Origin of the sequence: Vallicoccus soli, from assembly GCF_003594885.1 — a bacterium.
Classification (GTDB): domain Bacteria; phylum Actinomycetota; class Actinomycetes; order Motilibacterales; family Motilibacteraceae; genus Vallicoccus; species Vallicoccus soli.
This window is the reverse complement of record NZ_QZEZ01000003.1, coordinates 66,295-80,502: the sequence shown is the minus strand read 5'-3', so window position 1 is coordinate 80,502 and position 14,208 is coordinate 66,295. Positions and strand designations below refer to the sequence as shown.

General features: G+C 77.6%; 10 protein-coding genes and 1 riboswitch. Of the genes, 3 read left to right on the top strand and 7 right to left on the bottom strand.

Annotated features, from left to right (window positions below; genetic code table 11):
* Positions 1–39 precede the first annotated feature (39 nt).
* The 5 genes from D5H78_RS08550 to D5H78_RS08530 all read right to left on the bottom strand — a co-directional run bounded on the left by D5H78_RS08550 (position 40) and on the right by D5H78_RS08530 (position 6,375).
* The gene (locus tag D5H78_RS08550) at positions 40–1,800 is read right to left on the bottom strand and encodes an amidohydrolase (protein ID WP_218566387.1); all 1,761 of its coding nucleotides are present in this window, start codon (positions 1,798–1,800) and stop codon (positions 40–42) included.
* Between the two features lie 174 nt (positions 1,801–1,974).
* Positions 1,975–2,089, bottom strand: a riboswitch (glycine riboswitch).
* Positions 2,090–2,208: 119 nt separating this feature from the next.
* Positions 2,209–3,354 (bottom strand): Rv2578c family radical SAM protein, encoded by a 1,146-nt coding sequence (locus D5H78_RS08545; protein ID WP_119950026.1) that lies wholly within the window; start codon positions 3,352–3,354, stop codon positions 2,209–2,211.
* Positions 3,355–3,400: 46 nt separating this feature from the next.
* Positions 3,401–3,838: a SufE family protein gene (locus D5H78_RS08540; RefSeq protein WP_119950025.1), complete on the bottom strand. Its 438-nt coding sequence runs from the start codon at positions 3,836–3,838 to the stop codon at positions 3,401–3,403.
* The gene (locus tag D5H78_RS08535; protein ID WP_119950274.1) at positions 3,835–4,710 is read right to left on the bottom strand and encodes a sulfurtransferase; all 876 of its coding nucleotides are present in this window, start codon (positions 4,708–4,710) and stop codon (positions 3,835–3,837) included. Before D5H78_RS08535 ends, D5H78_RS08540 begins: the two co-directional genes overlap by 4 nt.
* Before the next feature lie 120 nt (positions 4,711–4,830).
* Positions 4,831–6,375, bottom strand: a complete 1,545-nt coding sequence (locus D5H78_RS08530) for an ATP-dependent DNA ligase (protein ID WP_119950024.1) — start codon at positions 6,373–6,375, stop codon at positions 4,831–4,833.
* 177 nt (positions 6,376–6,552) lie between these two features.
* Between D5H78_RS08530 and D5H78_RS08525 the strand changes: the two genes are divergently transcribed.
* The 3 genes from D5H78_RS08525 to D5H78_RS08515 all read left to right on the top strand — a co-directional run bounded on the left by D5H78_RS08525 (position 6,553) and on the right by D5H78_RS08515 (position 10,594).
* A complete protein-coding gene (locus D5H78_RS08525) occupies positions 6,553–9,096 on the top strand; it encodes a M14 family zinc carboxypeptidase (RefSeq protein ID WP_165865662.1) in 2,544 nt (847 codons plus the stop codon).
* A gap of 65 nt (positions 9,097–9,161) precedes the next feature.
* Positions 9,162–9,554: a WhiB family transcriptional regulator gene (locus D5H78_RS08520; RefSeq protein ID WP_245941628.1), complete on the top strand. Its 393-nt coding sequence runs from the start codon at positions 9,162–9,164 to the stop codon at positions 9,552–9,554.
* Positions 9,555–9,739: 185 nt separating this feature from the next.
* Entirely contained in the window at positions 9,740–10,594 is an 855-nt protein-coding gene (locus tag D5H78_RS08515) for an NUDIX hydrolase (protein ID WP_119950023.1), read from the top strand.
* A 286-nt stretch (positions 10,595–10,880) separates the two neighbouring features.
* Here the strand turns inward: D5H78_RS08515 and D5H78_RS08510 are convergent, their stop codons facing one another.
* Together D5H78_RS08510 and D5H78_RS08505 are read right to left on the bottom strand one after the other, a co-directional pair.
* Entirely contained in the window at positions 10,881–13,037 is a 2,157-nt protein-coding gene (locus tag D5H78_RS08510; protein ID WP_165865661.1) for a RecQ family ATP-dependent DNA helicase, read from the bottom strand.
* A gap of 43 nt (positions 13,038–13,080) precedes the next feature.
* Positions 13,081–14,208: a saccharopine dehydrogenase family protein gene (locus D5H78_RS08505; protein WP_119950022.1), complete on the bottom strand. Its 1,128-nt coding sequence runs from the start codon at positions 14,206–14,208 to the stop codon at positions 13,081–13,083.

The following is a 14,208-nucleotide window of genomic DNA, read 5'->3' as shown; positions in this document are numbered from 1 at the left end:
CACGCCGGGGCCGGGCGGGAGCGGGGGCGGGGGCGGGGCTCACTCCAGCTGCGGCACCGGCTGGTTCTCCGGCGGCACCGACGGGCCGAGGTCGTCGCGCGGCACGGTCTGCACCAGCCGGCGCGGCGGCCACTCGACCCCCTCCGCGGTGGGCGGCCAGGCCTGACCGGTGCGCTCGAGGAACCACGCGGGCGGCTGGTACAGCGGGATCCGGTAGTCCGAGGGCAGCAGGCTGCGCCACTCGACCTGGGACCGGCGCTGCTCGAACTCCTCGCGCATCTCGCGCACGACCGCGGGCTGCGTGAGCAGGTCGACGACGGTGCCGGCGAGGTAGCGCGCGGCCGCCATGGTGGCCACGTGCCCGGGGCTGGCGGCGCCGCAGGCGGTGCGGTGCCACGAGTGGTTGAAGGTCCCCGGCGGCTCGTGCGCCGTGCCCATCTGGATCGTGGGCACCTGCCAGCTGATGTCCGCGACGTCGGTCGAGCCGCCGCCGGTGAACACCGGGGACGGCGGGCGCAGGTCGGCGATCTCCTCGGGGAAGCCGTCCTCCGGTGCCCCGTTCGCCCGCTGCAGCGCCCGGCCGAAGCGCTGGTCGGCGGCGGAGAACGAGGGCGCGCCGATCTGCACCATGTTCGCGTGCATCAGCTCGGTGCCGCGCTTGTTGCCGAGCTTGTTCCACACCGCGCCCTGGAGCTTGGTCTCCATGCGGGTGCCGGTCGCCAGCGCGGCCGCCTCCGCGCAGCGGGTGATCTTGTCCATGAGGACCTTGGCGCGCTCGGGGCTGGCCTCGCGGGCGTAGAACCAGATGCTCGACAGGGTCGGGTAGACGTTCGGCTGCACGCCGGTCGCCCGCACCGCGTGGTGCATGCGCGCGGACGGCGCCATCGAGCTCTCCCGCAGGTACTCGGTGAGCATCGCCATCGCCTCGACCGCGTCCTGGGTGGAGCGCGCGCCGAGGGGCGACCCGCCGTGCCCGTCGGTGCCGTGGAAGTGGAACGTCGTGCTGTACATCGCGTTGCTCGAGCCCCAGCTCGTGCTGTTGCTGCTGCCCGGGTGCCAGTCGACGAACGCGTCCAGGCCGTCGTACGCCCCCGCCCGGACCGCCACCGACTTGCCGACGAGCTGCTCCTCGCCGGCCGAGCCGAAGAACTTCAGGGTGCCGTCGAGGCGCTGGCGGCGCATCGCGGCCGCCACCGCGGCGGCGGCACCGGCCGCCGCCGCGCCGAGCGAGTTGTGCCCGCAGCCGTGGCCGTAGCCGTACGTGGGGGCGTACGGGTCGTCGTCGTAGACCAGCGGGTTGTGCTCGGGGTTGCCCTTCTCCTGCGAGACCCCCGGCAGGGCGTCGTACTCGCCGCTGAACCCGATGACGGGGGAGCCGGTGCCCTGGCTGAAGGTCGCCACGAAGGCGGTAGGCATCCCGGCCGTGCCCCACGTGATCTTGAAGCCCTGCGACTCCAGGTACGTCGCCTCGGCGAGCGCGGAGTTCCACTCCTTCATCGACGGCTCGGCGTACTCCCAGATGCGGTCGTTGAGCCCCAGGATGCGCCCGCTCTGCCGGTCGAGGAACGACAGCGCCGCGTCCTTGGCCTTGGAGTCCAGGGCCAGGCCCGCCGGCGCCTCGTAGTCCCCGCTGGACGACGGCGCGCTGCGCGGGTCCAGCGCCAGGTCGCTCGCCGCGGCCGCGGCCGGGTCGGCGAGCAGCGCGGGCCCGGCGGCCAGCGCCGCCCCCGCCCCGCCCAGGAGGCCGAGCAGGTCGCGCCGGCTCAGGCCCCTCGCCTCGATGTGGTCGGTCTCGCACACGTGGCACCTCCGGTGGAGGGGTGGCAGGGGTCGCGGCGCGGGCGCGCGGTGGTGCCTGCCGAGGGCGCGTCGGGCGCCCGCCGTCCCCGCTCTGTCCTGGCACCTGAGGCCTTCGCCGGCGCGGGCCGGCTTCGCCCTTCGGTGAGCGGCCCGTGCCGCTCTCTCCAGAGTCGCCTCGGCGACGCAGTCCTGGGTGCCTGAGAGTTTCCCGGGGAGGTTGCTCCTTCGGCGCCCGGTCCTCCGGCGGTGGCCACCGCCGGACGGGCCGGGTCTCTCCTGCGTCTCCTCGATCGGCTGGGACGAACCCACCACCGCGCGTCACACCGCGTCAAGGGTCCACCACGGACGAAACAGGGACCTTGCGCGACGGACATACGGGGCACGACCGGTCGCGTCCGGCGCGCCGGGTCAGAGCAGGGCGTCCTGCGCGTACGCCGGCGGGGCGGCCGCAGCGGGCGCCGGGGGCCTCCCGGCGTCCGCGCCGGTGCGACCGGCAGCGTCGTCCGGCAGCGCCGCCACGCCGTAGCCGAGGCGCCGGGAGCGCCGGGGCCCTGCCCCACCCAGCCCGCACCGCTCGGCCGCGGCGAGCACGCGGGCGCGGACCTCGTCCTGGTACGCCCGGGGCGCGTACGCCCCGCGGCCGTAGAGCCGGTCGTAGAGGGGGCGCAGCCGGGGGTGGTGCGCGTCGAGCCAGGCGAGGAACCACTCGCGGGCACCGGGGCGCAGGTGCAGCAGCAGCGGCGTCACGTGGGTCGCGCCGGCGTCGGCGATCGCGCGCACCGTGCGCTCGACCTCGGCGGGGGAGTCGCTCAGTCCCGGCACGACGGGGGCCATGAGCACGCCGCAGGGGACGCCGGCGTCGTTGAGGCGGGCGCACACCTCGAGGCGGCGGCGCGGGCTGGGCGTCCCCGGCTCGAGCAGGCGCCAGAGGTCCTCGTCGAGGAAGCCCACCGAGACGTTCGTGGCGACCGGCACGACCTGCGCCGCCTCCTGCAGCAGCGGCAGGTCGCGCAGCACCAGCGTGCCCTTGGTCAGCACCGAGAACGGGGTGCGGGCGTCGGTGAGCGCGCGCAGGATCCCCGGCATGAGCCGGTAGCGGCCCTCCGCGCGCTGGTAGCAGTCCACGTTGGTGCCCATGGCGACGTGCTCGCGGGCCCACCGCGGGCGGGCCAGCTCGCGCCGCAGGACCTCCGCGGCGTTGGTCTTCACCACGACCTTGCGGTCGAAGTCGAGGCCGGTGCCGAGCTCGAGGTACGCGTGCGTGCCGCGCGCGAAGCAGTAGACGCAGGCGTGCGAGCAGCCCCGGTAGGGGTTGACGGTCCAGCGGAACGGCACCGCGGAGGCCTCGGGCACCCGGTTGAGGACCGAGCGCGCCTGCACCTCGTAGAACGTCATGCCGCGGAACTGCGGGGTGTCGAAGGTCCGCGCGACGGCCCCGCGGGGGAGCAGCGGCAGCGGCTCCGGCGCGGCGGGGCCGGGCGCGCCGGAGCCCGCTCCGCCGTCGGCGGCACCGGCCTCGGCGGGGTCGTGGAGCTGCAGGGCGTCCCAGCGCATGGCACCGATGCTAGAACACCCGTTCGAACGAGGTCCAGCCGCAGCGTCAGGCCGCGGCGCGCACCTGCCGCTTGATGCGGGCCAGCATCGCCGCCATCCCGCGCAGCCGCAGCGGGCTCACCGCCTCGGCGAGCCCCAGGCCGACGTAGAAGTCGTCGGGGACGGCCAGCACCTCCTCGGGGGTGCTGCCGTCGAGGCCCTCGCGCAGGATGCCCGCGAAGCCGCGGGTCGTCGGCGCCTCCGCGGGGGCGTCGAAGTAGAGGTGCACGGCGCGCGCGCCGCCCTCGCCGTCGACCTCGACGGCGAGGAACAGCGGCGACTGGCACTCGTCGACCCGCTCCATGCGCTCGGGAGCCCCGGCGTAGCGCTCGGGCAGCGGGGGCAGCTCGCGGGAGAGCTCGAGCAGCAGCTGCAGCCGGTCCTGCGGGCCGACGGCCCGGAAGTCCTCGACCACGCCCTCGAGGGCCGGGGTCAGCGTGCTCACGCGCCGCTCCCGCGCTCGATCGGGGTGCGCACGGAGTTGCCCCACTCGGTCCACGAGCCGTCGTAGTTGCGCACGCGGTCCCAGCCCAGCAGGTGGGTCAGCACGAACCAGGTGTGCGACGAGCGCTCGCCGATGCGGCAGTAGACGACCACGTCGTCCTCGGGGGACAGGCCGGCCTCGCCCGCGTAGAGCGCCTCGAGCTCCTCGCGGCTGCGGAACCGCCCGTCCTCGCGGGCCGCCCGGGCCCACGGCACGTTGCGCGCGCCGGGGACGTGCCCGCCGCGGACCGCGCCCTCCTGGGGGTAGTCCGGCATGTGCAGCAGCTCGCCGCTGAACTCGCCGGAGGAGCGCACGTCGACGAGGGGGCGCCCCAGGTGCGCGAGCACGTCCTCCTTGAAGGCGCGCACCCGCGCGTCGTCGCGCTCGACCACCGGGTAGTCGGTGCGGGGGCGGTCCGGGACCTCGGTGACCAGGGGCCGGCCCTCGGCGACCCAGGCCGCCCGGCCGCCGTCGAGCAGGCGCACGTCGGGGTGCCCGAAGAGCTCGAACACCCACAGCGCGTAGGCCGCCCACCAGTTGCTGCGGTCGCCGTAGAGGACCACGGTCGTGCCCCGGTCGATGCCCTTGGCCGCCATGAGCCGGGCGAAGCCCTCGCCGTCGACGTAGTCGCGCGTCGTGGGGTCGTTGAGCTCGGTGTGCCAGTCGACCTTCACCGCCCCGGGGACGTGCCCGGTGTCGTAGAGCAGCACGTCCTCGTCGGACTCGACGACGACCACGCGCGGGTCGCCGAGGTGCTCGGCCAGCCAGTCCGTCGTCACGAGCCGCTCGGGGTGCGCGTAGCCCTGCAGCCCCGCTGCCGGGTCGGGCGCCACCGGCCCCTGCTCACCCTGCTCGTGCGGCACGGCACCGTCCCTCAGGCTCACGCTGCTCCCTCTCCTCGACGTCGGCGGGCCACACGCTAGGCCCCGCCACCGACAACCCCTCCGGCGGCGTCAGCCTTCCCCGGGGCGGGCGTGGATCGCGCGGACGGCGGCGATCCCGTCGGCGTCCTCGGCCCGCTTGTCCGGGCGGTGCCGCAGCACCCGGGCGAAGCGCAGCGCGACCCCGCCCGGGTAGCGCGGGCTCGTCTGGACCCCGTCGAAGGCCACCTCGACGACGAGCTCGGGCCGCACGCGCACCACGTGGCCCTCGCGGCCGGCCTCCAGCGCGAGGAGGCGCTCGGTCTGCCAGGAGAGCATCGCGTCGGTCAGGCCCTTGAACGTCTTGCCGAGCATCGTGAAGCCGGTCGGCGCGTGGTCGTCGCGGGCGCCCAGGTGCAGGTTCGACAGCGTCCCGCGCCGCCGGCCGTGGCCCCACTCCGCGGCGAGGACGACGAGGTCGAGGGTGTGGCGCGGCTTCACCTTGACCCAGGCGGCGCCGCGCCGCCCGGCCTCGTACGGCGCCCCGAGCGCCTTGACGACGACGCCCTCGTGCCCCCGCGCCAGCGCCGCGTCGAGGAACGCCTGCGCCTCCTCGACCCCGTCGACCCCGTCGACCTCCCGCGCGCGCACCCGCAGGGCCGCGGGGACCGCCCGCTCGAGCGCCGCCTGGCGCTCCCGGGCGGGCTCGGCGACCAGGTCGTCGCCGTCGAGGTGGAGCACGTCGAAGAAGCGCACCGACAGCGGCACCGCGGCGTCGCCGTCGTGCCGCCCGACCCGTGACGCGGTGAGCTGGAACGGCAGGGGCCGCCCGTCGGGGCCGAGGGCGAGCACCTCCCCGTCGAGGACGGCCGAGCCCACGTCGAGGCCGCGCACGGCCGCCACGACCTCCGGCAGGCGGGCGGTGACGTCGTCCAGCGACCGGGTCACGACGAGCACGGCGCCACCGTCGCGGTGCACCTGCACCCGCACCCCGTCGAGCTTCTCCTCGACCCGCGCCGGCCCGGTGCGCGCCAGCGCCCCGCCCACGTCGTCCGCCGCCTGGGCCAGCATCGGCTGCAGGGGGCGGCCGACCCGGAGCCGGAACCGGGCGAGCCCGGCCGCGCCGTCGGCGAGCGCCGCCTGCGCGACCGGGCCCAGGGCCCCGCCGAGCATCGCGGCCCGCCGCACGTCCGCGCCGGGCAGGCCGGCCGCCCGCGCGACGGCGTCGAGCGCGACCCCGCCCAGCGCCCCGTGGCGGACCTCGCCGACGACCAGCCCGGCGAGCAGGCGCTGCTCGCGGGCCGTCGCCCGGGCGACCAGCGCGCGGAACCCCTCGAGGCGGCGGGCGCCCGAGCCGGGCCCCGCCTCCCGGGCGGCGCGCTCGAACGCCGCGTCCACCTCGGGCAGGCGCAGGGACGGCGCGTCCGCCGGGGGCGGCAGGTCGCGCAGCGCCGCCGGCCCGAGCCCGGTGCGGCGCTGGCGCAGCGACCCGGAGAGCCACGCGACGGCGAGGCCGACCTCGTCCGGCTCGTCGAGGGCCGCGCGGCGCAGCACGTCGGCGAGCACCTCGACCTTGCGCAGGCGCGACGTCGTCGCGGCGAGGGCGTCCGACGCGGCGGCGAGGTCGTCGAGCAGCACGCCGCCATCCTGCTGCACCGGCGCACCCGCCCGTCGTGCCCCGCGCACTCCTGCCTCCGGGCGCGCGCCGGACCTTGACCGTCCGGCTCGCCGCGCTGTAGTCATGCGCCACCGCTGCTCGGGTGCGTGCCGTCGCGCGCCCGTGCACCCGCTGCAACGACAGGCCCAGGAGCCGCCGTGCGTCGCCGTCCACTGTCCCTCGCCGCCCTCGCGCTGGGCGCCGTCCTCGTCGCGCCGGCGCCCGTCGCCGCCGCTCCCGGCGCCGACGCCGGCCTCGCCGCCGACGCGCTCGCCGAGCGCCGGTACGACCCGCGCGCCGAGCGCGCCGCCGCCCCCGCCCGCGACGCCGTGCGGGCCCTCACCGCCGAGGTCGCCGGCCCGCGCACGGGGGGCTTCCCGCGCCAGACCGTGCTGCGGACGTTCCCGGTCGACGAGGCCGACCGCTCGATCAAGCTGGGCCTCGTCCCGTACCACGAGATCGCCCGCCGGCTCAACGCGCTGCAGCGCACCAGCGACCGGGTCAGCGTCGAGGTCACCGGGCGCAGCGCCCTCGGGCGCGACCTCTACCTCGTCACGGTGACCGCCCCCGAGACGCCCGCGCAGGCGCGCCGGCAGGAGGCGATGAAGCAGCGGATCCTCGCCGACCCCGAGCGGGCGGCGCAGGACCGGGCCATCGCGCGCGACTACAAGGTGCCGGTGTTCGTCAACGCGAACATCCACGGCAACGAGTGGGAGGGCACCGACGCGTCGCTGCGCGTCATCGAGGAGCTCGCCACGAGCAGCGACCGCGAGGTGGCCGCGCTGCTGCGCACCACGCGCGTCTACTTCACCGTCTCGGCCAACCCCGACGGGCGCAACGCCGGCACCCGGCGCAACGCGCGCGACTTCGACCTCAACCGCGACTTCATCACGGCCTCGCAGCCGGAGACGCGGGTGATGCGCGACGCGATCATCCGCACCCAGCCCGTCGTCCTCGTCGACGAGCACGGCTACACCGGCACGACGCTCATCGAGCCGGGCACGCCGCCGCACGGGCAGAACTACGAGTACGACCTCTACATCAAGCACGCGCTGCCCAACGCGCTCGGCATGGAGGCGGCGATCCAGGCGCTCGGCTACCCCGAGTCCGCCCGCGCCGACATCCCCTTCCGGGACTTCCCGCCCGGCGAGTGGGACGACTGGCCGCCGATCTTCACGCCGATGTACTCGATCTACCACGGGGCCGTCGGGCACACCGTCGAGTTCCCGCTGCGGGTCAACAACCGCGAGTACGACGCGCTGCCCGTCGAGGAGCTCCGGCGCCGCTCGAGCATCAACACCGACATCGCGGCGGCGACCATCCGCGCCTCCATCGCGTACGCCGACGAGCACCGCAGCGAGCTCGTCGCCGACCAGATCGAGGTGTTCCGCCGCGGCGAGGCCGGCGAGGCCCAGCGCGAGGTCCCGGACGGCTACGTCGACGGCTTCGGGCCGGAGGACCGCTACTCCACCGAGTTCCCGCGGGCGTACGTGATCCCCGCCGGGCGCGACCAGCGCTCCACGCCCGCCGCGGCGCGGCTCGTGCAGCACCTGCTCGACAACGACGTCGAGGTGCACCGCGCGTCGCGGGCGTCCAGCCTCGGCGGCACCCGCTACGCGGCGGGCTCCTGGGTCGTCGACATGCACCAGGCCAAGCGGGGCCTGGCCAACGTCATGCTCGAGTCCGGGCGCGACATCAGCGACGACGTCCCCGTGATGTACGACATCTCGGGCTGGAGCCACGGCCTGCTCTGGGGCGCGACCGTGACCCCGGTGGAGCAGGGCGGCGACTCCCTGCCCGGCGGCCTGCGCGAGGTCGCGGGCGCCCGCTCCTGGGGCGTCGTGCCGGCCGCGCCCGGCCGCGACCTCCTCATCGGCCTGGACGACGCCGCCGACGTGGCCGCCGTCAACGCGCTGCTCGCCCGCGGGCACGTGCTGCAGCTCGCCTCCGGGGGGCGCGTCGTCGTGCCGGCGGCCGCCCGCGCCGACGCCGTGCGCGTGGCCCGCGAGCAGGGCGTCCGGCTCTCCCTCGCCCCCGCGGGGCTCACCGGCACGCCGATGGACCCGGTCACCGTCGCGGCCGCGGCCGAGGGCGACGAGCTCTACGCCATGCGGGAGATGGGCTTCGAGGTGCGCCCGGTCAGCAACGCGGTGCTCGACGCCGGGTTCGACTGGACCGGGGTCGACGTCCTCGTCGTGGGGGCGGGCCTGGACGGCGCCACCCTCGGCGCCCCCGCACGGGCGGCGCTCGACGCGTTCCTCGCCGACGGCGGCGTCGTCGCCCGCGGCACGACGGGCGCGGCGTTCAACGCGGCCCTCGACCTGCTCGAGGTGGAGGCCGGCGGCGGCCCCGGCACGGCCAACGGCGTCGTCGACGTCGACGGGTCCGGCGAGCTCACCGCCCGCGCGCCCGGGCACTCCTTCGTCTACTCCCCGGTGTGGTTCACCGGGATGGGCGAGGGCGTCGTGACCGAGCAGTCGTACGCCGCCGACCCGCTCGTCGCCGGGCACTGGCGCCCGCTCGAGGACGGGGGCGGCGCCCCCGAGGACGCGGCCGGCGCGGCCAGCGTCGTGCGCGGGCTCGACGAGACGGGCGCCTCGGTCGTCCTCTTCGGCACCCGGCCGCTGTTCCGCGACCACCCGAAGGGCCTCTACGCCCAGTGGGCGAACGCCCTCTACTGGACGGACGCCACCGCCGGCTGACGCCGGCGGACCGGGCCCTGCCCGGTCGGCCCCGCTGCGCGGAAACCGTGCGGCCCCTCCGCCCGTTGGGTCGGGCAGAGGGGCCGCGCGGTGGCCGCGCCGGCCGGCTGAGGGAAGGGCTCTGCCTGGCGACCACGAGGCTTGCACCGGCGACGCACATCCCCCGCTACGGGTGGCAGGACAGCGCCGCCTGCCAGGGCGCCGACCTCGACCTCTTCTTCGGGCACGAGGGGGAGTCCCGGCGCGAGCGCGCCGAGCGCGAGCAGCGCGCCGCCGCGCTCTGCGGCGGGTGCCCCGTGCGCGACGCCTGCCTGCGCCACGCCCTCGTCGTCCCCGAGCGCTACGGCGTCTGGGGCGGCACCACCGAGGAGGAGCGCCGCGAGCTGCCCACCGGCGCCGCCCTCGCCACCGGCGCCCTCCCGCGCGTACGTCGCCCCCACCCCCACGAGGCCGCCTGAGCGCGCGCCCCGCGCCGGGCGGGCACCCTGCGCCGACGACCCGGCCGTGATCATGCAGCTCTCCGGCGGTGATCATGCAGCCGCCCGGCGGCGATCATGCGGTTCTCCGGAGCGCGGCGCCCCCGAGGGGTGCCCGGCGGTACCAGGGGTCCCGTGCCCCGAGGCCCTGTGCGAGGCTGCGCGACGTGCAGGGCGACGGCGACGGCTGGGTGCAGTGCGCCCAGGGGCACCGGCACTGGGGGCGCAACGGGGCGGCCGGACTGCTGCTCCGGGCCCCCGGTACCGAGGGTGACGTCCGCGTCCTGCTGCAGCACCGCGCCGAGTGGACCCACGAGGGCGGCACCTGGGGCATCCCCGGCGGTGCGCGCGACAGCCACGAGACGATGGCGGACGCCGCGCTGCGCGAGGCCGCCGAGGAGGCCTCCCTGCCGCTGGAGCGGGTGCGCACCGGCGAGGAGCACGTCGTCGACCACGGCGGCTGGACCTACACGACGGTGCTGGCCGACGCCGACGCCCTCCTGCCCACCGTGCTGCAGCGGGAGAGCGTGGAGCTGCGCTGGGTCGCGGAGGCCGACGTGGACGCCCTGCCCCTGCACCCGGGCTTCGCGGCCTCCTGGCCCGTGCTGCGGGCCCCGGCCGTACGGCTCGTCGTCGACGCGGCCAACGTCGTCGGCAGCCGCCCGGACGGCTGGTGGAGGGACCGTGCGGGCGCGACGACCCGCCTGCTCGAGCGGCTCCGCGCGCTGTCGCCCGCGGTGCGGCCCGGTCGCGTCGTGCGCCTGCCGGCGGGCGCGCTGGTACGGGTCGGGGAGGTCGTCGTCGTCGTGGAGGGCCGGGCCGCAGCGGTGGAGGACGTGGCCGGCGTCGAGGTGCTCCGGGCGCCGGGCAGCGGCGACGACACCGTCGCCGGGGCCGTGGTCGCCGGGAGTGCGGGCGGGCTCGTCGTGGTGACCGCTGACCGGGGCCTGCGCGACCGGCTGCCCGACGGGGCGGTGGCCGCCGGACCCCGGTGGCTGCTGGACCTCGTCGACGCGGCCTGACTTCGCGGACCCCCGCTCGCGAGGCAGGAGCGGCGTCGGGTGGCTGCATGATCGGCGCCGGAGGAGTGCATGATCGGCGCCGGAGGAGTGCATGATCGCCGCCGGCGAGGTGCATGATCGCGGCGGGGTGAGGCGTGCGGTGCCGCCCGAGCCCCCGGACCCCCGAGCCGTCGAACCCCCCGAGCCCTCGAACCCCCCGAGCCCTCGAACCCCCCGAGCCCTCGAACCCCCCGAGCCGCCGGACCCTCGGAGCCCCCGAACGCCCGTGAGCCGCCGGCCCCGCGCCTCAGGCGTCGAGGGCCAGGGCCAGCGGCAGGACGGCGGGGGCGCCGGCGCGGCGCAGCTCGCGGGCGGCGACGGCCATGGTCCAGCCGGTGCCGACGACGTCGTCGACGAGGAGCAGGGGGCCGCGCAGCCCGGGCAGGGCGGCGGCGAGGTCGGGGTCGGGGCGCAGGGCGCCGTGCAGGGCGCGGACCCGCTGGGCGGAGTTCACCCGGGCGACCTGCTCGGGGACGTCGGGCCCGCCGGAGCGCCGGACGGAGCCGAGCAGGGCGAGCCGGCCGACCGCGGCGAGGCGCTCGGCGGTGGCGCGCACCAGCCCGGGGCGCCGCGCGGACCCGACCCAGGCGACCGCCTGCGGGCGCTCGTCCCAGCCCCAGTGCCGCAGCACCTGCACCAGGCCGTCGAAGAGGTCGTCGGGGAGCGGGCCGTCGCCGGCCGCCGGGCCCACGACCTCGCGCAGCCGCGGTCCCCAGCCGATGTCGCTGAGCCGGCCCAGCGCGCGCCCGGGGGCGGCCTGCTCGGCCGCCGGGATGCGCCCGGAGAGGTCGACGCCGAGCGAGGCCATGGCCGTCGGCCACATCGCGCGCGGCGCCACCTCGACGCCGGGGCGGCGCGTGCCCTCGACCGCGGCGCCGACCGCGGCGTCGTCGACGCTGGTGGGCCAGGAGGGGGCCGTGCACCGGTCGCAGCGGCCGCAGGGCTGCACGCCCTCGTCGTCGAGCTGGTCGCGCAGGAAGGCCATGCGGCAGCCGGGCGCGACGAGGTAGTCGAGCATCGCCCGCTGCTCCCGGGAGCGGGCCTCGGCGACCCGGGCGTACCGCTCGGCGTCGTAGGCCCAGGGCCGGCCCGTCGCGACCCAGCCGCCGCGGACCCGCTGCACGGCGCCCTCGACGTCGAGCACCTTGAGCATCTGCTCCAGGCGCGTGCGCCCGAGCTCGACGCGGGTCTCCAGCGCCGCCGTCGACACCGGCCGGCCGGCCTCGGCGAGCGCGTCGAGCGCGTGCTGCACGACCGGCTCCGGCGGGAAGGCGAGGGAGGCGAAGTAGCGCCAGATGTCCTGGTCCTCGTGCCCCGGCAGGAGCAGGGCCACCGCCCGGTCGACGCCGCGGCCGGCGCGGCCGACCTGCTGGTAGTAGGCGATGGGCGACTGCGGCGCGCCGAGGTGCACGACGAAGCCGAGGTCGGGCTTGTCGAACCCCATCCCGAGCGCGGACGTGGCCACGAGCGCCTTGACCCGGTTGGCGACGAGGTCCTGCTCGGCCTGGGCGCGCTCGGCGGCCTCGGTGCGTCCCGTGTACGACGCGACGACGTGCCCGCGCTCGCGCAGGTGGGCCGCGGCGTCCTCGGCCTGGGCGACCGTGAGCGCGTAGACGATCCCGGAGCCCGGCAGGGCGTCGAGGTGCTCGGACAGCCAGGCCAGCCGGTGGGCCGCCGTCGGCAGGGCCAGGACCCCGAGGTGCAGGCTGGGCCGGTCGAGCGTGCCGCGCAGCACGAGCGGCGCCGAGCCGTCGCCGCCGGCCTCGAGCTGCTCGGCGACGTCGGCGGTCACGCGGGCGTTGGCGGTGGCCGTCGTCGCGAGCACCGGGACCCCCGGGCGCAGGTCGGTGAGCAGGTCGCGCAGCCGCCGGTAGTCGGGGCGGAAGTCGTGGCCCCAGTCGCTGATGCAGTGCGCCTCGTCGACGACGACGAGGCCGGTCTCGGCGGCGAGGCGCGGCAGCACGTCGTCGCGGAAGCCGGGGGAGTTGAGGCGCTCGGGGCTGACGAGCAGCACGTCGACCTCGCCCGCGCGCACCTCCGCGGACACCGCGTCCCACTCCTCGACGTTGGCCGAGTTGATGGTGCGGGCCCGGATGCCGGCGCGCGAGGCCGCCTCGACCTGGTTGCGCATGAGCGCGAGCAGCGGCGACACGATGACCGTGGGGCCCGCGCCCTGCTCGCGCAGCAGGGCCGTGGCGAGGAAGTAGACCGCGGACTTGCCCCAGCCGGTGCGCTGCACGACGAGCGCGCGGCGGCGGTGCACCGCCAGCGCCTCGATCGCCGTCCACTGGTCCTCGCGCAGGCGCGCCGCCGGCCCGGCGAGGGCGCGGAGCAGCTCGTCGGCCCGCGCGCGCAGGGCGACGGGGTCGGCGGTCGGGGCGGGCGGGGCGGGGTCGGCAGGCACGTCGAGCACAGTAGGCGCCGGGTCCGACGGCTCCGTCCCCTCCTCAGCCCTCCTCGAGCGGGACGAGGCCCGCGTCCCGGGCGAGGGCCCCCAGGCCGTCGAGCCCCAGCGCGTCGACCGGCCCGAGCGCCCCCGCGCCCCGCAGCCGTCCCTGCGCGGCGGCGAGCGCGCCGCGCGCGAGCAGGGCGCCGGTGAGCCCGTACGGGTCGGGCCCCTGCAGCACGACCCGCGCGAGGAGCCGGTCGTCGACGGTGAACGCCTCGGCGACGGCGACCGAGCGGGTGCGGGCGCGGGCCTGCGGGGAGGGCCCCTGGCCCGTGCCGCCGGGCAGGGCCCCGGCGAGGCGCCCGGCGAGGGCGCCGGCGCCGGCGCGGACCCCGGGGACGCGCCCGGCCAGGCCCGCGAGCGCCGACGCGCCCTGCAGGGGGCGGGCGAGGTCGCCGGCCCAGCCGAGGAGCACGTCGACCTCGAGCAGCTGGGGGAACGACCGGGGGAGCACGAGGTGCTCCGAGCCGGCGACCGAGACCGCGGCCCGCTCGCGGCCGCCGAGGTGGAAGGAGCGCACCCGCGCGGCCGGGCGCTCGTGGCGCAGCGCGCCCGTGCGCCAGGCCAGGCCGGGCTGCAGCGCCGCGCCGGCCGCCGAGGCCAGCGTCCCGGTGGACAGCCCGCCGCGCCCGCGCAGGAAGTAGCCGACGTCGACCCGCCGGGCCTCCCCGCCCGCCTCGCGCAGCGCGAGCGCGGCGGCGAGGTTGCCGGGGACGTAGTCGTAGCCGAACGCCGGCAGCAGCCGGGCGCCCGTGGCGGCGGCGCGGGGGCCGTGCCGGCGGAAGACCTCCTCGAGGAAGGCCGGCTCGCCGGTCGAGTCGAGGTACGCCGCCCCGGCGCCGGTGGCGGCGGCGACCGCCGGGCGCCCCAGCCGCGCGAACGGCCCGACGGTGCTGACGAGCACGTCGTCGCGGCCCACCAGCCCCGCCACCTGCGCCTCGTCGGTCGCGTCGGCGACGGCGACCTCGACGGCGGACCCGCCCAGGCGGGACGCGAGCGCCTCGAGGCGGGCCCGGTCGCGGCCGGCGAGGACCAGGGGTGCGTCCCCGCGCAGCGGCGCGAGGGCGGCGGCGACCAGGCCGCCGGTGAAGCCGGTGGCGCCGAAGAGCACGATGCGTCCCGTCAC